Source organism: Nitrobacter sp. 62-13, assembly GCF_001896955.1.
In the GTDB taxonomy this organism is placed as follows: domain Bacteria; phylum Pseudomonadota; class Alphaproteobacteria; order Rhizobiales; family Xanthobacteraceae; genus Nitrobacter.
This window is the reverse complement of sequence record NZ_MKRN01000117.1, coordinates 1-18,928: the sequence shown is the minus strand read 5'-3', so window position 1 is coordinate 18,928 and position 18,928 is coordinate 1. Positions and strand designations below refer to the sequence as shown.

Here is an 18,928-nt window from a genome sequence, read left to right as displayed (position 1 = left end):
TAGACCCGGAACTGCCATTGCTCGCCGGTGGCCACCGCCGATGCGGCCGGAAAACCGTTGATGGTCAACTCCTCGGTCGAGCCCTTGTCGACGTTCTCCATCCAGCCGGAGTTGAGATATTCGGTAAGCTTCTGCTCGGCAGGCACCCGGACGACGTCGAAGCGCATCGCCTGGCTGCCGCCCTCGCGGACGCCGATCACCGCCTGAGCCGTATTGTCGAGCGAAAAACCTTCCGGAGCCTGGAAGGTAAAGCCGAGCTTGGGGTGCAGGAAACGCCGGCCGCGAACGAATCCCTCGCTCGGATCCTCGCCGTAGACGATGTTGTCGATCGCGTCGAGGTAGGTCTCGCTGTCGCGCTCGCCTTGCGCCGGCGCACTGTATTGCCGCGCATTGGCCTTCGCGTTCTCGACCCGCTCCGGGGTGGCGGGGTGCGACGACAGGAAATCCTGCGAGCGCGGGTCCAGCGACGGCTTGCCCGCCTTGAGCGCCGCATTGCGCTCCATCGCCGCCAGGAAACGCGCCGCTCCGTAGGGATCGAAATGGGCTCGTGCCGAAATCCCGACACCGATGCCGTCGGCCTCGAATTCCTGCGCGCGCGAAAAGCTCGCCAGCGTCAGCTTGGACTTGGCGAGCGCCAGCGCCGTCAGATCCGGGTCGGTGCCCATCTCGGTGACCACGTGGCTGACGAGGGCGGCCTGCCGCGCCTGGTCCTCCCTGATCGCCGCATGTTTGGCCAGAACGTGCGCCATTTCATGCGACAGCACCGAGGACAGTTCCGAAGTGTCGTTGGCGAGCGCGACCAGCCCGCGCGTGACGTAAAGCTGGCCCGTCGGCAGGGCGAAGGCGTTTACCGCGCCCGAATTGAGGATCGTGACCTTGTAGGTGAGGTCGGGCCGCTCGGATGCCGCGACCAGCCGCTCGACCGTCTTGTTGATCAGGGCTTCGAGTCGGGGATCGTCATAGGCGCCGCCGTAGGAGGCGAGGATGCGCTCATGCTCGTGTTCGGCCGGAGTCTGAGCTGCCGCCCGCGCCGGTTTTGCGGGCTTGACGGAATGAGGAGCCGCAGTCTGGAACCGGCTCACGTCGCCGCAGCCGGCAAGCGTAAGCATCGCGCCCACCAGCACGATAGGCGCCATCAAAAGGCGGCGGCCTATTCCCATCCTGCGCCGTTCCGCGCACCCCGCCATCGTCGTAACATCTCCGATCGGTGACTCTTTTCCGACATTCGCAACCTTCCCACCAGGCTTGTCTGCGAATGCAGGAATCCGGAACCGCCGGCATCTTACCATTTCCGCGCGGCCAAGGCTTGGAAGTTTGCTCGAGTCGATTTTCCGAACTGCAACTCCAGATCACGATGATTTTGATCGAATCAATCGAAAATCATGAACGTGATCGATTCCAAAATTCTAGAGCAGGATGCGCGCGGAAAACCGCGCTACACTTTTCCTTATCCCGTTGTCCCGCTCTAGTCGCCGATCACTTCGATCTGCCCGACTCTAAGCACGTTGATCCGCGGTCCGCCGCGCCGTTCGACCCAGCCGCGGACTCGAACGCGGTGATTTTCCAGAGAGGCCGGAATGATGCCTGCCGCCTCTAAATATGGTATCATGCGCCTTGAAATAGTCGCAGCAAAGTCTCGTGTCCAGCGCCGGCCGAAGTTGACATAGACTGTTCCGCCCGCCTGCCTCACCGACATGACTTTTCCCTGGACGACGGCGAATTGACCGGCGCGGGTCAAAATATCGGCGGGATTTTCAGCATTCTTGACAACAGAGGAATTTGCCCAGGTTCCACGCCGGGCCTGCCGCGCCGCAGCTTCGGCAGTTGCAAGTTCCGTTGCGCAGGCTTTGTCGTCGACGTCGGCGGATGCGATCGCTTGGCCCTGCGCCAGCAGATCGCTCTGGACCGAGCTCGTGGACGATTCGAGATACAAGAAGACGGATTGCCGGCCGTAGCGATCCGGTTCGTCGCGGTCGCCGCGCAGCGTCACATGCCGGCCGACCAGCGCCGTGAGCGCTGACTTGAGGTCCTCCGGCTCGCCCGCAACCACTTCAACGCCGGCGAGGCGAACTTCGCGGCCGTCTTCAAGACGGAGCGTCCGCGCGTCGACGACGGCGCTCACGACGCCTTCACCCTGAATGTCAAACTGGCATCCGGCCGCGAGCGACGGCGCGGCGGCGCCGAACCACATTCCGCAGAATATTGCTCCGAGCAAACCGGTGCGCGTGCAAAACAACCACGCTGTCATCATCAAGCTTTATCGGCCACACCGCCCGCGGCGGTGACGCTCGGATCGTTTTGGCCCTCAGACATCGCCCGAGGGCCGCTTGCGTTACTTCGATCCGGGGTCGGCGATGACGCGGGCCGCGACCAGCCTGTTCCAGATGAACAGCACGACGATCGCCCCGATGGTCGCTGTAATGAACCCGGCGCCCTGATTGGGGCCGTAATGGCCGATCGACTGTCCGATGAAGGTCGCGAGAAATGCGCCGGCAATGCCGAGCACCGTGGTGAGGATGAATCCGCTTGGCTTGTTCGGACCGGGAGACAGAAACCGTGCGATGACGCCTGCGACGAAGCCGACGAGGATAATCCAGAGAATACCGCTCATGACGAAAGTCCTCTCTCAGAATGACCGTGACGTTAAAGCCGTTTACGATCGGCCTTCCTGCGGCCGATCCCGCGGCGGCAGCTATTCCATCAAAGCATCCGTGACAGTTCGCCCTCGGTCGGCAGGCGCCCTTCCGGTGTCAGATGGTTGACGACCTGGGGCAGGTGCTGACTCAATCCGGCGAGCAATTCCTCCCGCGATAGGCCGGTCTGCGCCGTCAGGGTATTGATCTGGTCGGCGCCCAACGCGTCGGCAAGGTCGCGTGGAGCGATCTGCTTGTTGGGGCCCGGACTGACCCAGGAATTTGCGGTCTCGCCGTGGCCTTTCTGCTGAAGCTGGTTCAGCAGGTCGCCCAGACCGCCGCTCAGAATGCTTCCGGCAGCGCCGCCTGCCAGCAGACCGCCAAGCCCGCCCTTGAGCAGGTCACTCAGACCACCTCCGCTGCCGGGCAGGCCGGCATTGATCGTGCCTCCCGATGGACCAGCGTTGACGGTGCTTCTCGGCGTGGGAGCCGGAGGCGCGGACGGAGCGGCTTCAGAATGGCTTCCGGTGAAATGTTTCAGCGCCTTGTAGCCCAGCAAGGCAAGGATCGCCAATGTCATCGGTGACATGCCGCCGCCTTCGCTTGGCGCGCCGGGAGCGCTGGGCTCACTTGGGCCGCGGGGACCATTCTGCATTCCGTTGAGGACGTCGAGCAAACCCATGATCGTCTCCTGTTCCGCTCCAGCCCCGTGGCCGAAGATAATGCCGCCACATGAGGGTCACAAGGTACATACGGCGGGCATGACACGCCGCCGCTTCGTTTTGCTATCGAAACGAAAATGACTGGGGAGTGAATGACGGCGTCGCGATAAGGACGCATGAAATCCGCGAGCCGGCATCGCGTCGATATGTTTTTTCCGGGGCAACGCATCCACCGCCAGATACCGCTCGAAGTTGGAGTGACGGTTCGATCTGATGCCCTCGAAACTGGCGATCCGGACCATGTGAGATCACGAGCTGGGGGCTTGCCCGATGCGCCTGAGTACCGGATAAGTACCGGACTTGCGTGGCGCTCAGTCCCGGTAGCTCAGCTGGATAGAGCACAGGTTTCCTAAACCTGGGGTCAGGGGTTCGACTCCCTTCCGGGACGCCATTCCTTGCAGGCGCCGGTTTTGCCGGCCATGCCGATCAAGAGATGCGAAAGCACGACGCGATAGCTGCCTTGCAGCGATCGCGGCCAGCACCTCCCCGGAAACGTTATTCGGCTTGAACGCGTACCGTCGTCAGGCAATGGCACGGGATAACGCTCCCGCGCCTGCCCGGCCAAACAGCAGTTTCGTTTGGATCAATGACGTCTGCTGGTCTGGTAGCTGCCATAAGCGAGGCTGAAGATCAGCACCAGAAAAACTGCGAGGAAGCCTCCGACGATGAGCCAGAAATCATGTGGCATGATTCAGGGTCTCCTGAGATTTAAGGATCGCCCCGGCTCGATAGGTACGCCGCTATCTTGCTTCATGCCAGTCACAGCTTCGGGACTGACAATGCCTTGCCTTCTGGCGAATTTGGTTGGGCCCGCCCAAGCAGCGGTCGAGATTGCGGAACAGACTTTTTGCGACACTGGCAGCCGGGATTGCCGTCGCTATGCGCCGGCCTCACGAGCCGGAATTTACGCCAGGATCGATGGAAAGCGGACGTTCGCCAAACTGCGCCCAAGCTCCATAGTGCCGCGGGCTGACGGCAGTCGAGCGTGGCAAACAACGCGGTGTTGCTCTCGCACGGCGCAGCAGCCAATGCCTAATGCGCTGCATCCGCCTTGTGATCCCGTTTTGCAGCGGCACGAAAGAAAGTCGCGGAAAGCAGCCACAGCGCCGTGAAGAAGCCACTGAACAGCAAAGCCTTGAACGAGCTATCCGGTGTGCTCGCGCTCGACGGAGCGGTCGCAATGGCTACAGCCAGCAATGCCTGCATGATCGCGACGCCGAGCATGGTCCGCGCCATGCCTGCAGGTCGAAACCAAGCGGAGAACCCGCCTACCAACGCCGCCATGATCAGCAGGAAAAAACCGATGCCATTGCCATCATCGCGAACAATTGTGCTCCACACCGTCAGGACCGACGTTACGAGCGCGACGGCAACTCCCGCACAGTAGGCACGGCTTCCGCTCGCGTCGGTTCGTTCGCTCGGTCCGGTCAAGTGCTTGCCTGTGAGGAAGACGGTCTTGTCGTCGCACGAGCCGGCTGAACGACATCAGCAGGAAACGAGGAAGAACTGACGCATCAAATTCCGCAACCGGGTGTCGCTGTCGCCACGCTTGCTTGCCTGCATTCCAACCAAGGTTGTGGCGTAGAATCGACGGTGCTCTATGTTGCTTGGTGGGTATGTTGCTCGGCGGGCGTGCGATGATCGGCAACAGTAGCGGCTGTCGACGCAATTGACCTCGAAGGCCCGCGACTACGGCCCGACTTTCGCCCGTCCCCTCGGAGCCGTGAGCGAAGCGAACTTGCGCGAGACGTAGAAACTGGCGGAGAGGGAGGGATTCGAACCCCCGATAGGCTTGCACCTATGCCGCATTTCGAGTGCGGTGCATTCGACCACTCTGCCACCTCTCCTAAGGTGCCATACCGGTAGCGGACCGCCTTTAGCGTGTTTCGGGCGAAGTGGAAACCGGTTTACGGGAAGAAAACGCGCGCATTGATACATTGCCGCGCATTCAAATGCAAAACTGATCGGGATCGAGATGGTGGTGCGATGCTGCAGCGGTGCCGAGGCCCGTTTTGTCGCGCCATCGCCGGAAAACGGGTGGGACCGCCGGACGCGATAATAACCGGCGGTCCCGTGCCGCGTCATTAAAATTGTGGCCGGAAGTGCGGCTTCGCGGACCACCTGCGCGACCATCCGACCGTAGCGGTAATTGCAAAACCGGCAACGCGATCCTGATTTTAACCTCACCAATCAAGGTTACTTTGTCGGGAGAGCGCGGTCGGCCCCGGCATGTCCAGGCGCCGCGGCATGTTTCGGGCCGCGAAAGGCCACGCGCGGGCCGCTTGTCACTCCTTCGCTTTCTTGTCCTTCTTGTCCTTGCCGTCGTCGGACTTCTTGTCTTTCTTGTTGTCCTTCTTGCGATTGGTGAAACGCGCGTTGCCAAGGCCGGTGCCGATGGTCAGAACGCCCCAGCGCGTGACGTCCTGCATGTAGGGCATTTCGCTCAGGCCTTGCGCCAGGCCGTCATTGTGCATCAGTACGGTGGTGTCGTGGCCGCCGATCTCGGGAATGGCTTCGATCAGCGATCCCGGCAGGTTGAATCGGCTGCTCTCCCAGTTGCCGGGAAGATTCTGCGCGCCCTTCTCGATCGAGCCGTCCTCGTCGATCACGCCCGGGCAGGAAATGCCGATGAACGGCGCCAGTTTCAGTCCCTCCTTGTCCGCCTGCGAAATAAGCTCTTTCAGCATTTTCACGAGCTTCTTCACGGCGCCCTCGCGGGTCGGCTCGTCGTCGGCGTGGCGCCACAATTCGGACTTCCACACCCCGGCCTTGGAGAGATCGGCGGCCTTCTTCCAGCGGGTCTCGACCACGCCGCAGCGGATGTTGGTGCCGCCGATGTCGACCGCCAGGATGCTGTCGAACGCCTCGAAGATCCACGACGGCGCCAGATGCAGGCAGCCGATCAGCCCGGCCTCGTCGGGATCGAAGCGGATCGGGATCAGGTGGACCTTGTGGCCCTCGCTTTTCAGCAACAGGTCGGCGCGGGCGATCGCGATCTCGCCGACCCGGCTCTTGCGAAATCCCCCGCCGACCACGATACATTCGGTGTCGGCCCAAGCCTTGGTCTTGAGGAAGCGTCCCGTCACATAGGCGAGTTCCTGCGCGAACTCCTCGATGGCGCCGTGCACCAGCGCGGCCGCCTCGATGTCGTCGCCGATCAGCGCCTCGTCCAGCGAACCCTTGCCGATTTCCTCGGAGGGGGTCTTGCCGAGCGGGTCGTCGCCGTTCTTCTTCAGCGGCTTGCGCAGGCCGTCGAGGATCCTGCGGAAGGCGCCCTTGCAGGCGCGATCGCCGAGAAAGCCCTCGTCGTCCTTCAATTCGATGTTGTAGCTGTCGACATCCACCGATGGCAGCCGCAGAACGCCGTGCTTGCCGATACCCGCCGTCGTCAAAGTGTCTTCAGCCATCGTTGCCCCGCTCGCTGGTCGATTTGGCGGGTACCAACGGTCAGGGAACCTTTTTGTTTCATGGCTTCGATCCGGAAAGGGGAGGCCGAGCCGAAATCGCTGATAATCGGCCGTTTCTCGCGCCGCTTGCCTTGACTCCCCGTCTTTGGCGGCTATAAGTCGCGCAGCCGGCGCAGGGGTACCCCAGCGCCGCTTGTTTTTGTGTGACCGCAGGGCATTTCCCCGGTTACGTGAAAAACCCATCGGGCATTTCTGGGCAAAGCGGCATCCGGTTTGTCGTTCGAAAATGCTCTTGACCTAACGACTGACAAAAAGCCGGCCCGGACTTGTCCGAGGCCGGGATCGAACACGAAGGAATAGAACGATGTTCGCAGTCATCAAAACCGGCGGCCGGCAATATCGCGTCGTTCCGGATGATGTGCTCGAGATTGGCAAGATCGCCGGCGAGGTCGGAACGATCGTGCAGCTTGGCGAGGTTCTGGTGCTCGGCGGCGACACGCCGGTGCTCGGCGCGCCCACGGTGGCCGGCGCTTCGGTCGCCGCGGAAGTGCTGCAGCACAAGCGCGGTCCAAAGGTGATCGCGTTCAAGAAGCGCCGCCGCAAGCATTCGAAACGCAAGCGCGGTTATCGCGACGAGATCACGGTGTTGCGCATCACCGAGATCCTGGCTGGCGGCAAGGCCCCGACAATCGGACCGCGCCCCAAGAAGGAAAAGGTCGTCGAGCCGACCGAGGGCGACGGCGAGGCGCCGAAGGCCGCGAAGAAAAAGGCCGATTCGAAGACATCGGCCAAGGCGGCCGCGACCAAGCCTCCCGCAAAAAAGGCGGCCGCCAAGAAGCCGGCAGCCAAAAAACCGGCAGCCAAGAAGGCGAAAAGCGAAGAATAAGAGCGATTAAAAATATCCGTGAGAAAAAGTGAATGATTCTGTCACGGAAATGATCTAGAGATACGGACGAGACTGGAGACGAGCGATGGCTCACAAAAAGGCAGGCGGTTCTTCGCGGAATGGACGCGATTCGCACGGCAAGCGCCTTGGCATCAAGGCGTTCGGCGGCGAGCACGTGATTCCCGGTAACATTATCGCCCGCCAGCGCGGCACCACCTGGCATCCCGGCCTTAATGTTGGCATGGGCACCGACCACACCCTGTTCGCCAAGGTGGAAGGCCGCGTTTCGTTTCGTGCGAAAGCCGGTGGCCGCACATTCGTATCGGTGGTCCCGATGACGGAAGCCGCGGCCGAGTAAACGGTGGATGATATTGCGTCCGCCGGTCCCTGTTGAACCGGCGGAGCATCAACGGCTCCAAGGGGGAGGCGGGAAACCGGCCTCCCCTTTCTTAGTTTTGCGTTTGCATATGGACCTGCGTTCGCATCACGGAGTCGACCATGCTGCAGGACATTCCGACCTCGACCCTCGCGCTGCGCCAGACGCGGCCGTTCGCTCTCGAGACCGAGCGGCTGAGCCTGCGCAAACCGACGCTCGCGGACGCCAAGGTCATCGCCGTTCTCGCGAACGATCGCCGGATCGCGGAGATGGCGCGCCGCTTGCCGCATCCCTACACGCAGGAGGATGCGGTTCGTTTCGTTGAAGCCGTGGCCCGCGACAGCAGCGAGACCGTGTTTCTGATCGAGCACAATCACGTTCCGGTCGGCGTGGCCGGCGTCGACTGGAGCGAGCCGGACGCACCCGAGCTTGGCTACTGGGTCGGCGTCGACCACTGGGGCCGGGGTTTCGCCACCGAGGCCGCGCGCGCGGTGATCGACTACACCTTCGAGGCGTTCGCGGTCGACCAGTTGCGCTCCGGCGCGCGCGTGGTCAATCCGGCGTCGCGCAACGTACTGGAGAAGTGCGGCTTCCAGTGGACCGGTGTCGAGCTGCATCGCTCCAGGGCGCTGGGATCGTCGACGCCTGTCGATCGCTTCCGCCTGTCGCGCGGCGTGTGGTCGTCGCTGAAGAACTGGAGCAGCGCGGCGCGCCGCGAACGGTAACGCTCGGGCTCGCACATCCGTCAGGGCACGATCGATACAACGGAGCGCCGGGTCAAATCCGGGCAATGATGCTTGATCGCGCGCGTCGCGGCGGTTGCCTCGCGACCGCGCGTACCCTACCTATCCGTCATGAAATTTCTCGATGAAGCCAAGGTCTATATCCGCTCCGGCGACGGCGGCAACGGCTGCGTGGCATTCCGCCGCGAGAAGTTCATCGAGTTCGGCGGACCTTCCGGCGGCAATGGCGGGCGCGGCGGCGACGTCATCGTCGAGGTCGCCGACGGTCTCAACACGCTCATCGACTATCGCTATCAGCAGCATTTCAAGGCGCCGAAGGGCACCAACGGCATGGGCTCCGACCGCCACGGCGCCAACGGCAAGGACATCGTGCTCAAGGTGCCGCTCGGCACCCAGATCATCGACGAGGATCGCGAAACCCTGATCCATGATTTCACCAGGGTCGGTGAACGCTTCGTGCTGGCCGAGGGCGGCAATGGCGGATTCGGCAACGCGCACTTCAAGTCGTCCACCAACCGCGCGCCGCGCAACGCCAATCCCGGCCAGCCCGGCGAGGAGCGCTGGATCTGGCTGCGGCTGAAGCTGATCGCCGATGCCGGCCTTGTCGGTCTGCCCAATGCCGGCAAGTCGACGTTCCTGTCCAAGGTCAGCGCGGCGAAGCCGAAGATCGCGGACTATCCGTTCACCACGCTGCATCCGCAGCTCGGCGTCGTGAACGTCGATGACCGCGAATTCGTGCTGGCGGATATTCCGGGGCTGATCGAGGGCGCGCATGAAGGCGCCGGTCTCGGCGACCGGTTTCTGGGGCATGTCGAACGCTGCCGCGTGCTGCTGCATCTGGTCGACGCCACCTGCGAGCATGCGGGCCGCGCCTACAAGACCGTGCGCGGCGAACTGGAAGCCTACGCCGGAACGCTCGCGGAGAAGGCCGAGATCGTCGCGCTCAACAAGATCGATGCGGTCTCGGCCGAGGACCTGAAGAAACAGCGCGATCGCCTCAGGCGTGCCGCGAAGAAAACGCCGCTGCTGCTGTCGGGGATCACCGGCAAGGGCGTGGGCGAGGCATTGCGGGCGCTTGTCGCCGTGATCGGCGAAGCACCGGTGTCCGACAAGGCCAAGGGCACCGAGGGTTCGGCCGCGTCGGCGGGCGCGACGCCGGTGGCGCGGGCCAAACCGTGGTCGCCATAGAGCTTTTCCGCTTCTGATGGAAATAGAAGCGGGGCTCCATGATTTGATTCGACGCGTTTTCTTCAGCGAACCGGTTTCCACTTTGCTGGAAAACCCTTTAGACGATGCCGCGGGCCCGGTGTTGTCCGCCATTCCGGCAAAGTCACAAGCCTGCGGCTTCGAAGAAAACGGCCCGGACCGGCATTCCGCTTTCCAAGGCGTCGCTTTCATGTGATGAAAGCGCGCGTTCGTTTCGATTGACCGCTGATCGCCATGTCCAGCCTGCATCTCAAAAGATTTCGCCGCATCGTCGTCAAGGTCGGCTCGTCGCTTTTGATCGATTCCGAGGCCGGTGAGGTCCGCGCAGCGTGGCTGTCGGCGCTGGCCGCCGATATTGCCGGGCTTCATGGCGAGGGACGCGACGTGCTGATCGTCTCGTCGGGCTCGATCGCGCTGGGTCGCAGCCGGCTCAAGCTGCCGCGCGGCGCGTTGAAGCTGGAGGAGAGTCAGGCCGCCGCCGCGGTCGGGCAGATCGCGCTGGCGCGGATATGGTCGAAGGTGCTGGGTGATCACGGCATCGGCGCCGGGCAGGTTCTGGTGACGTTGCAGGACACGGAAGAGCGCCGCCGCTATCTCAATGCGCGCTCGACCATCGCGAAACTTCTCGAATGGCGCGCCGTGCCTGTCATCAACGAGAACGACACGGTCGCCACCAACGAAATCCGCTACGGCGACAACGACCGTCTCGCCGCGCGCGTCGCCACCATGGCGAGCGCCGACCTGCTGATTCTGCTGTCGGACATCGATGGGCTTTACGAGGCGCCGCCCCATCTCGATCCGGATACGAAACTGATTCCGGTCGTGAAGCGCGTCACCGCCGACATCGAAGCGATGGCGGGCAGTGCGGCTTCCGAATTGTCGCGCGGCGGCATGCGGACCAAGATCGAGGCGGCGAAGATCGCGACCACCTCGGGCACCCACATGCTGATCGCCTCGGGCAAGATCGATCATCCGCTGCAGGCGGTGATAGACGGTGGCCGCTGCACCTGGTTTCTGACGTCGGCGAATCCGGTCACGGCGCGCAAGCGTTGGATCGCCGGCTCGCTGGAGCCGAAAGGGACGCTTACAATCGATGCCGGCGCGGTCGCGGCCCTACGCGCCGGCAAGAGCCTGCTTCCGGCCGGCGTGATCCGTATCGACGGGCAATTCGCGCGAGGGGACGCCGTCATCGTGCGCGGCCCGAATACGCATGAGATCGGCCGCGGGCTCGTCGCTTATGATGCCGACGACGCCGAGAAGATCAGGGGACGCTCATCCTCCGACGCGGCGCAGATTCTCGGAATCAGCGGCCGGGCGGAAATGATCCATCGCGACGATCTGGTGGTCGGCGGGCCGCGCGGCGAGGCGGGTGGTGCGGAAAAAATTTAATTGAATCGTCAAGCCCGGCTTTATGCCGGGCCATGACGAGTCCTAGAATATTTTTCGGTTAAGTGGAAAACGAGTTAGCTAACCATGCCGGAGCCGATCAGGCTGCTGGAGATCATGTAGATCGTTCCCATCGCCGTGATTCCAAAAGCGGCAGCCGCCATCGGCAACAATATCTCGGCAGCCGCCTGTCCGGCGCTCTGCTGACTGCCCCAAACCGCAAATTTGCCCGTGATCCAATCCCGGAACGGGACCTCGTTCGGATGTCTGTCGTAGTCCGGCTGATGCCTGTACCACACCAGGAACGATGCGCTGAAACACAAGCCGACCACCAGAAACAGCACGGTGATGAAGGCCAACGGAAGTGCGACGAGACTCTGCCTGTCAAAAAAGAGCCATGCCATCAGGACGAACCAGGTTACGAAGCCCGCGGCGATCTTTGGAATGGCGGAGTGAAGCTGAGTGTACGTCTCGTTCGCCGGGTGATTATGAGCGACAAGTTCTCTAGTCATGGAGAGTGCCTTTCTTGAGATGGCGCGCAATGCGGGCTTGGCGGTTTGAGGTGGCGAGACGCCACGCCGCGGCAAGAGGGACTGGCGCGACCTGCATTGAGCTAGCCAGCCGTACAGACATAAAACCGCGCCGAGCCCGGCGAGTTTCAGCTCTCACGAAGAATTGGACGGATGCGACGGCGCGTGATGTTGTGAATCCGATTCGGCCGCTTCGCGCGCGAGCGACTCGCGTGTCCTTGCTCCATTAGGAGGGATCGATGCCCGGACCATGTCTTGCCGAGCCCTGAGTCATCGCAGCAGAAAGACGTCCGACCACGGCTCACGCTGCATCCGCGATCGGATCGAGGCCGAGTGCGATGCGGCCGGTGAACCGCTGTTGCCGTTTCGCCGGAAGCGGGTGGAATTGCGCGCCGTGCGCGTCGCGCAGCAGCCGCTCGAGTCCCGCCTTGCGATAGAAGCCGGCGCCGCCGGCCACTTCCAGCGCCTTCTCGACGGTAGCCAGCACGCCGTCTGCAACGATGGTCTTGCGCACAAGCATGGGGCTGGTCACCTCCAGGCCCATCGTGACGTCGAAGTCGTTGGTCAGGCGGATCATGTCGTCGATCGCGAGTTGAACCTTGGTCAGTTCGTTGGCGAGTTCGCCGAGAAGATAAGGCACGGTGGGATCGGTCATGCGCTTTCTTGCAAGCCCGGTACCGATCGCAGCGGCCGCCTCGGCGACGCCGGCATAGACCGACATGATCAGGGGCATCGCGACCGTGAGGATCACGTTCCACGCGGGATGGAAGCGGCCGCGCGGCCGCCGCAGCGCGACGGCGTCATCCGGCACGAACACGTTCTCCAGAACGATGGTCTGCGATCCCGTCGCGCGCATGCCGAGCGTTTGCCAGTCGTCTCCAAGCGACACGCCGGGCGCATCGAACGGCACCGCGAAATGCAGCACCTGCCAGCCTTCGTGCGGATCTTCGAACGGCGCCGAGGTCATCAGCAGGCCGCCCTTGGGCGAGCCGCTGCCGAATGGCTTTCGTGCGTTGACACGGAAGCCGCCGTCGGCGCGCTGCGCCAGACCGTTCGATTCCATCCAGTCGCCGGCGCCGGTCGAGATCAGCACCAGTTCTGACGCCGCGACCCGTTCCAGAAGCTTCCGCCCCGGCCGGCCCTGGCGGTGATTGTAGGCCGCCGCCGCGACGAGATGCTGGTGCATCGACAGTGCGAGCGCCGTCGAGGGGCAGTGATGCGCAAGCTCGCGCAGGAAACGGCACATGGCGCTGAACGCAACGCCGCCGCCCCCCAGTTCCCGTGGCACCAGCGCGGAGAACACCTTGTGCTGCGTCAGCACATCGAAGTGGTCAGCAACGAAAACATCCCCCGCGTCGCGCTCGGCGGCGCCTTCGGCAAAACGTGGCCCGATGATCTGCACGAGCGCCTGAAGATCGAGATACCCTGTCATGACCGGCTCCTATGACTGGACGTGGGGACATCGTGCGCCAAGGCCGTCGAATTTCAACTTCAATATGTGAAGTTGCCTGGCGCGAGGCCGGGGGATAAGATCTGTCCATGCGCGAAACACGGAGTTACGGCCAGTTCTGTCCGATCGCCATTGCCAGCGAAGTGCTGGCGGAACGATGGACGCCGCTCGTGATCCGCGAACTGCTGTGCGGCAGCGTCCGCTTCAACGACCTGCAGCGCGGCGTACCGCGAATGTCGTCGGCCCTGCTGGCGCGGCGGCTGAAGGAATTGCTGCGCGCAGGCATCATCGAGCGCCGCACCGGCTTGCACGGCGGCGCCGAATATCGTCTGACGCCGGCGGGCAAGGAATTGTTTCCGGTCATCGAAGGTATGGGCCTGTGGGCGCAGCGCTGGCTGCGTCGCGATCTGGTGGATGCCGGCAATCTCGACCCAAACCTTCTGATGTGGGATGTCCGGCGCAATGTTGCAGCCAGAATTTCGCATCATGACCGCCGTCACGTCACCGAGTTCCGGCTGTCCGGGGTGCCGGCCAACCGGCGCCGTTACTGGCTGGTGTTCGAGGGCGACGCCGTCGATCTCTGCTACAAGGATCCGGGTTTCGAGGTGAACCTTTTCGTGGCCGCCAGCCTGCGCCTACTGACGGAAGTCTGGCTCGGCCACATCTCGATCGACCGCGCCATTCGCGACGATCGGCTTCGCCTCGAAGGGTCGCGCGGGGACGTGACGGCCTTCCGGTCATGGTTCGCGCTCAGCACGTTCGCACCGGCCGGTGCAAGGCCGACCGGCCAGGCGGAACTGGCCGCTCGATAGCCGGCCGGTCGCAACTGTGCTAGGACGGGCATTGAGAGAAACGGACCGTCAGAACCTCTATCCGACGTGAGTTTTGCCTGACAGGATTGCCACTAACAGGACTGCTGACCTGACATGACTGCCTCCCTGAAGGCGGTCGGCGTCTCGGCCGATCTGCCCGCTTTGATGAGCGAGCTTGCAACGCAGGCGCGCGCCGCCGCGCGCGTGCTCGGCCTTGCGTCGACGGAACAGAAGAATCAGGCGCTCGATGCGATGGAGCGCGCGATCCGCGTCAACGCCGCCGCGATTCTCAAGGCCAACGCCGAGGACGTCACCGAGGCGCGCGCCGGCGGCGCTGCTTCCGCGTTCCTCGATCGTCTGACGCTGACGCAGGCGCGCATCGATGCGATGGCCGATGGCGTCAAGGTGGTGCGCGAGATCGACGATCCCGTCGGGCGTATCACCGAAAGCTGGCGGCGCCCCAACGGAATGACCATCGAGCGCGTGCGCGTGCCGCTCGGCGTCATCGCCGTGATCTTCGAGAGCCGCCCCAACGTCTGCGCCGACGCTGGCGTGCTGTGCCTGAAGTCCGGCAACGCCGTGATCCTGCGCGGCGGCTCGGACAGTTTCCGGTCGTGCCGCGCGATCCACGCTTGCCTGGTGCAGGGATTGCGGGAGGCGGGACTGCCGGAAGCGGCGATCACACTGGTGCCGACGCGCGACCGCGCCGCCGTCGGCCTGCTGCTCGGCGGGTTGAACGGCGGCATCGACGTGATCGTGCCGCGCGGCGGCAAGAGCCTTGTCGCGCGCGTCGAGGCTGAGGCGCGCGTTCCGGTGTTCGCGCATCTGGAAGGCGTCAATCACGTCTATGTCGACGGCGCCGCCGATCTCGCGATGGCGAAGTCGATCGTGCTCAACGCCAAGATGCGCCGTCCCGGCATCTGCGGCGCGGCCGAGACGCTGCTGGTCGATCGCGCCGGCGCACCGAACGCGCTCAAGCCGCTGGTCGAAATGCTGATCGATGCGGGTTGCGAGGTGCGCGGCGACGCCGCCGTGCAGGGCGTCGATGCGCGGGTCAAGCCCGCAACCGATGACGACTGGGATACCGAATACGAAGCTGCGATCATCGCCGCGCGCGTCGTCGATGGCGTTGGCGAGGCTATCGATCACATCCAGCGCCACGGCTCGCACCATACCGATGCGATCGTGACCGACGATCCAAAGATTGCCGCGAGGTTTCTTGACGAGGTGGATTCGGCGATCGTGCTGCACAACGCCTCGACGCAATTCGCCGACGGCGGCGAATTCGGCTTTGGCGCCGAGATCGGCATCGCGACCGGCAAATTCCATGCGCGCGGGCCGGTCGGCGCCGAGCAACTCACCAGTTTCAAATATCGCGTTCATGGCACCGGACAGACCCGGCCGTGAGCGCAATGTCATTCAGGCGCGCATGACCCTCTCGCCAAACCGCCTGTGTCACGGCGGATCATGCGCCTGCTTGCGCGGAGACTGACTTGGGGCTGCGTTCAGTCGCTTCGTCCTGCGCCGTTCCGTTTCATTCCGACGGCATGCGCATCGGTCTGTTCGGCGGCTCGTTCAATCCGCCTCATGCCGCGCATCGCGCCGCCAGCCTGTACGCCCTGAAGCGGCTGAAGCTCGACAGGGTCTGGTGGCTGGTTTCGCCCGCCAACCCGCTCAAGAATCCGCGCGCGCTGTACGATCTCACCGAACGCGCGGCCGCCGCACGGGCGACGGCCACGGATCCGCGGATCGATGTCAGTTGTCTCGAAGCTGTCATTGGAACGCGCTATACCGTCGACACCATCACCTATCTGCGACGCAGGTGCGCCAACGTGCGCTTTGTCTGGATCATGGGCGCCGACAATCTGGCGCAATTCCATCGTTGGGAGAACTGGCGGCGGATTGCGGCCGAGGTGCCGATCGCGGTGATCGACCGCCCGCCGCAGAGTTTCCGTGCTCTCGCGGCGCCGGCCGCCCAGGCGCTGGCGATGTGGCGCCTGCCTGAGGCCAGGGCCGCCCAATTGGCAACCCATCGCCCGCCCGCCTGGGTCTTCCTCACCGGGATGAAGTCGAGCCTATCTTCGACCGGGCTGCGGAACGGGGATGGAACATGGAAGACCGCCGCCGGAAAACAAGAAGCCGCCGCACCACTGGAATATTGAAACCGTCAGGTCTACATGCGTAATATACCCCATCGGCCGCCCGGATTCGGCGTTCCGATACAGCGAAAGGAAATGGTCCCTGACCGCACCTGTATTGTCTAGGTCCTCCTCGCCCAGGCCTTCGAAGAGAGCGACATCGAAGACCGCAGGGCCGAGAGCAGACACGACTTCGGCGGACGCCGTCGTTTCAAAGGCGCGACCCGACGTCGACGAGACCCTCAAGCTGATCCTTTCCCGCCTCGAGGACATGAAGGCGGAAGATACGGTCACCATCGACCTCCGCGGCAAATCGGCGTTTTCGGACTACATGGTCGTCACAACCGGCCGGTCCAACCGGCATGTGGGTGCGGTCGCCGAGAACGTCGCCAAGGGTCTCAAGGAAACCGGAGTCAAGAAGGTCCACATCGAGGGCCTGCCCAATTGCGATTGGGTGCTCATCGATTCCGGCGATGTGATCGTGCACGTATTCAGGCCTGAGGTTCGCGAATTCTACAATCTGGAAAGGTTGTGGATACAAAACACGGCAACGGCGAAGACGGTCTGAACCGGCGAGCCGCTGCCGATTTGTGGTGTCGCTCCTTCAATGGAGCGCGTGCTTTCCCGCTTCTGATGGGATCGGAAGCGGACTTCATGATTTTGGCGTGACGTGTGTTCTTTACGCAAGCTGGTGCCCGCCTCGCCGGAAACGCTGTAACCTGGGTGGATGCGACTCGCCGTCATTGCCATTGGCCGTCTGAAGCAGGGTCCGGAGCGGGAGCTTGCCGATCGCTATCGCGGACGCTTCGACGACATCGGCCGCAAGCAGGGCTTTCGTGGCCTCGACATCCACGAAATCCCGGAAAGCCGCGCCCGCGATACCGAACAACGCATCCGAGAAGAGGCGGCGGCAATTGTTGCCCTGGTCCCTGAGGGAGCGATCCTGGTGGCGTTGGATGAAAAGGGTAAAAACATCGACAGCGCCACATTTGCGGGCCATCTTGGCAGATGGCGTGATGAGTCGGTGGCGAACACAGTTTTCATCGTGGGCGGTGCGGACGGACTTTCGCCCGAATTGCGGCGCAAGGCTAAGCTGAACGTAGCGTTCGGCGCGGCCACCTGGCCGCATCAGATCGTGCGCGTGATGTTGCTGGAACAGATCTATCGGGCCGCGACCATCCTGGCCGGCCATCCTTATCACCGCGGCTAGTGGTCCGTTTCTAACATTTGCATCCCGGTGCGGCAGGCGCTCCTGCAAATGTTAGAAATAAAGGACCGCTGGCAAATCTAAGTTTTCTAGTGGAGCTTTGGATTTGACCTTCGCTTCTCGCGTTCGCGGTAAACCGGATAGCGAATGTCAAATCCACTCCACCAGGATGCACCAGCGCGATCGGATCGACATGGTGCAAGCAGACGAGTGCAGACTGTCTGACATGCGATTGACCCGAGGCATCGTGGCAGGACAAGCGGCAGCGCGCGACGGACAGCCGCCTGCCGTTCTGGTCCTTGCGGTCTGTCTGCTCGCCGGCGTTTCGTCCGCGGGTCCGTCCGTTGCCAGGGCGCAGGCGGTCGGGACGCCTGCGCCGGCTGCCGCTCCCTCTGCCGACGATATCAAGCAGCGCGAGCAGGAGCTGGAGGCGGTGCGGGCGCAGCAGAAGAACGCCGCTGAGCTGCAGGAGCGGCTCAAGGTCGATATCGCGGCGATCGGCCAGAACCGCGCCAAGCTCAATCAACAGTTGATCGAGACTGCGGCCGGGGTCCGGGACATCGAGACCAAGATCGCAGATGCCGAGGCGCGTTTGCTGCCGCTGGATGCGCGTGAGCAGGAAATCCGCGGCTCGCTCGATTCGCGGCGCTCGGAAATCGTGGAAGTGCTGGCCGCCCTGCAGCGCGTGGGCCGCCGCACACCGCCGGCTCTCTTGGTGCGTCCGGAGGATGCGCTGCAGTCCTTACGGACCGCAATACTGCTCGGCTCCGTGGTGCCGGAAATGCGCGGGCGTGCTGAAAAGCTCGTGGCGGATCTCGACGAACTCGTCAGCCTGCGCAAATCCATCGCCGCCGAGCGCGACCGGATGGCGGTCGATCGCGACAAGCTCAAGGCCGAACAAACTCGCCTGTCGACGCTGGTGGACGAACGGCAACGGCAGCAAAGCGGCTTCGAAAAGGACATGGCTGCAGAGGGGGCGCGCGCGATCGAACTGTCGCATCAGGTCGACAGCCTGCAGGGCCTGATCGCAAAGATGGAGCAGGACCTGAAGAGCGCAGCCGAGGCGGCGGCGATAGCCAGCCGGAAAGGCGCTCCGGCCTCGCTCAACGGCAAGCCGAATCTCGCTGCTCTGAAGGATCCCAGCCGGCTCAGTCCCGCCATCGCCTTTGCCTCCGCCAAGGGTTTGTTAGCCTTTCCGGTTAACGGTACGAAGATCCGTAACTTTGGCGGTTCCGACGGCGTCGGCGGCGTGGAAAAAGGCATTTCGTTGGCGACCCGTCGGGGCGCGCAGGTCACGACTCCGTGTGATGGCTGGGTTGTATATGCCGGACCGTTCCGCAGCTATGGACAACTCTTGATCCTCAATGCCGGTGGCGGGTATCATGTCCTCATCGCCGGGATGGAGCGTATTTCGGTTAACATCGGCCAGTTC

19 protein-coding genes, 2 tRNA genes and 1 pseudogene are annotated in these 18,928 nt (G+C 63.3%); 13 read left to right on the top strand and 9 right to left on the bottom strand.

Features of this window, described 5'->3' with window-relative positions; genetic code table 11:
- The 4 genes and pseudogenes from BGN91_RS09640 to BGN91_RS09625 all read right to left on the bottom strand — a co-directional run.
- Window positions 1–1,136, bottom strand: a pseudogene (locus BGN91_RS09640) (M48 family metalloprotease); the annotation flags it as partial.
- Between the two features lie 329 nt (window positions 1,137–1,465).
- Window positions 1,466–2,122, bottom strand: coding sequence for a thermonuclease family protein (locus tag BGN91_RS09635; protein ID WP_292612580.1), 657 nt, complete (start codon window positions 2,120–2,122; stop codon window positions 1,466–1,468).
- 210 nt (window positions 2,123–2,332) lie between these two features.
- Window positions 2,333–2,611 (bottom strand): GlsB/YeaQ/YmgE family stress response membrane protein, encoded by a 279-nt coding sequence (locus BGN91_RS09630; protein ID WP_292612579.1) that lies wholly within the window; start codon window positions 2,609–2,611, stop codon window positions 2,333–2,335.
- An 89-nt stretch (window positions 2,612–2,700) separates the two neighbouring features.
- Window positions 2,701–3,315: a YidB family protein gene (locus tag BGN91_RS09625; RefSeq protein WP_292612578.1), complete on the bottom strand. Its 615-nt coding sequence runs from the start codon at window positions 3,313–3,315 to the stop codon at window positions 2,701–2,703.
- A gap of 354 nt (window positions 3,316–3,669) precedes the next feature.
- Between BGN91_RS09625 and BGN91_RS09620 the strand changes: the two genes are divergently transcribed.
- A tRNA-Arg gene (locus BGN91_RS09620) sits at window positions 3,670–3,746 on the top strand.
- Window positions 3,747–4,387: 641 nt separating this feature from the next.
- Here the strand turns inward: BGN91_RS09620 and BGN91_RS09615 are convergent.
- The 3 genes from BGN91_RS09615 to BGN91_RS09605 all read right to left on the bottom strand — a co-directional run bounded on the left by BGN91_RS09615 (window position 4,388) and on the right by BGN91_RS09605 (window position 6,762).
- Entirely contained in the window at window positions 4,388–4,696 is a 309-nt protein-coding gene (locus BGN91_RS09615) for a hypothetical protein (RefSeq protein ID WP_292612577.1), read from the bottom strand.
- Between the two features lie 416 nt (window positions 4,697–5,112).
- Window positions 5,113–5,202, bottom strand: a tRNA-Ser gene (locus BGN91_RS09610).
- Window positions 5,203–5,640: 438 nt separating this feature from the next.
- Window positions 5,641–6,762: an ROK family protein gene (locus BGN91_RS09605; RefSeq protein WP_292612576.1), complete on the bottom strand. Its 1,122-nt coding sequence runs from the start codon at window positions 6,760–6,762 to the stop codon at window positions 5,641–5,643.
- A 364-nt stretch (window positions 6,763–7,126) separates the two neighbouring features.
- On the opposite strand from BGN91_RS09605, the gene rplU reads away from it, so the two are divergent.
- From rplU to proB, 6 genes are all read left to right on the top strand, one after another.
- A complete protein-coding gene (gene rplU / locus BGN91_RS09600) occupies window positions 7,127–7,648 on the top strand; it encodes a 50S ribosomal protein L21 (protein ID WP_292612575.1) in 522 nt (173 codons plus the stop codon).
- Window positions 7,649–7,733: 85 nt separating this feature from the next.
- A complete protein-coding gene (rpmA, locus tag BGN91_RS09595; protein WP_292612574.1) occupies window positions 7,734–8,006 on the top strand; it encodes a 50S ribosomal protein L27 in 273 nt (90 codons plus the stop codon).
- A 140-nt stretch (window positions 8,007–8,146) separates the two neighbouring features.
- Entirely contained in the window at window positions 8,147–8,749 is a 603-nt protein-coding gene (locus BGN91_RS09590) for a GNAT family N-acetyltransferase (RefSeq protein ID WP_292612573.1), read from the top strand.
- A 129-nt stretch (window positions 8,750–8,878) separates the two neighbouring features.
- On the top strand, window positions 8,879–9,955 hold the full coding sequence (gene obgE, locus BGN91_RS09585) for a GTPase ObgE (protein ID WP_292612572.1): 1,077 nt from the start codon (window positions 8,879–8,881) through the stop codon (window positions 9,953–9,955).
- Between the two features lie 16 nt (window positions 9,956–9,971).
- On the top strand, window positions 9,972–10,169 hold the full coding sequence (locus tag BGN91_RS09580; protein WP_292612571.1) for a hypothetical protein: 198 nt from the start codon (window positions 9,972–9,974) through the stop codon (window positions 10,167–10,169).
- Between the two features lie 38 nt (window positions 10,170–10,207).
- Window positions 10,208–11,362: a glutamate 5-kinase gene (gene proB, locus BGN91_RS09575; protein WP_292612570.1), complete on the top strand. Its 1,155-nt coding sequence runs from the start codon at window positions 10,208–10,210 to the stop codon at window positions 11,360–11,362.
- A 74-nt stretch (window positions 11,363–11,436) separates the two neighbouring features.
- On the opposite strand, the gene BGN91_RS09570 is transcribed toward proB, so the two are convergent.
- On the bottom strand, window positions 11,437–11,871 hold the full coding sequence (locus BGN91_RS09570; RefSeq protein ID WP_292612569.1) for a hypothetical protein: 435 nt from the start codon (window positions 11,869–11,871) through the stop codon (window positions 11,437–11,439).
- Between the two features lie 319 nt (window positions 11,872–12,190).
- Window positions 12,191–13,321, bottom strand: a complete 1,131-nt coding sequence (locus BGN91_RS09565; RefSeq protein ID WP_292612568.1) for an acyl-CoA dehydrogenase family protein — start codon at window positions 13,319–13,321, stop codon at window positions 12,191–12,193.
- Between the two features lie 107 nt (window positions 13,322–13,428).
- Here BGN91_RS09565 and BGN91_RS09560 point away from each other — a divergent pair, with 107 nt between their 5' ends.
- The 6 genes from BGN91_RS09560 to BGN91_RS09535 all read left to right on the top strand — a co-directional run.
- Window positions 13,429–14,151 (top strand): helix-turn-helix domain-containing protein, encoded by a 723-nt coding sequence (locus BGN91_RS09560; protein WP_292612567.1) that lies wholly within the window; start codon window positions 13,429–13,431, stop codon window positions 14,149–14,151.
- Between the two features lie 114 nt (window positions 14,152–14,265).
- Window positions 14,266–15,558, top strand: a complete 1,293-nt coding sequence (locus tag BGN91_RS09555; RefSeq protein WP_292612566.1) for a glutamate-5-semialdehyde dehydrogenase — start codon at window positions 14,266–14,268, stop codon at window positions 15,556–15,558.
- 86 nt (window positions 15,559–15,644) lie between these two features.
- Window positions 15,645–16,313 (top strand): nicotinate-nucleotide adenylyltransferase, encoded by a 669-nt coding sequence (locus tag BGN91_RS09550; protein WP_292612565.1) that lies wholly within the window; start codon window positions 15,645–15,647, stop codon window positions 16,311–16,313.
- 223 nt (window positions 16,314–16,536) lie between these two features.
- A complete protein-coding gene (rsfS, locus tag BGN91_RS09545) occupies window positions 16,537–16,857 on the top strand; it encodes a ribosome silencing factor (RefSeq protein WP_292612587.1) in 321 nt (106 codons plus the stop codon).
- Between the two features lie 159 nt (window positions 16,858–17,016).
- Window positions 17,017–17,499 (top strand): 23S rRNA (pseudouridine(1915)-N(3))-methyltransferase RlmH, encoded by a 483-nt coding sequence (gene rlmH, locus BGN91_RS09540; RefSeq protein ID WP_292612564.1) that lies wholly within the window; start codon window positions 17,017–17,019, stop codon window positions 17,497–17,499.
- Between the two features lie 223 nt (window positions 17,500–17,722).
- The coding region (locus BGN91_RS09535; protein WP_292612563.1) for a peptidoglycan DD-metalloendopeptidase family protein at window positions 17,723–18,928 on the top strand (1,206 nt) is incomplete at its 3' end.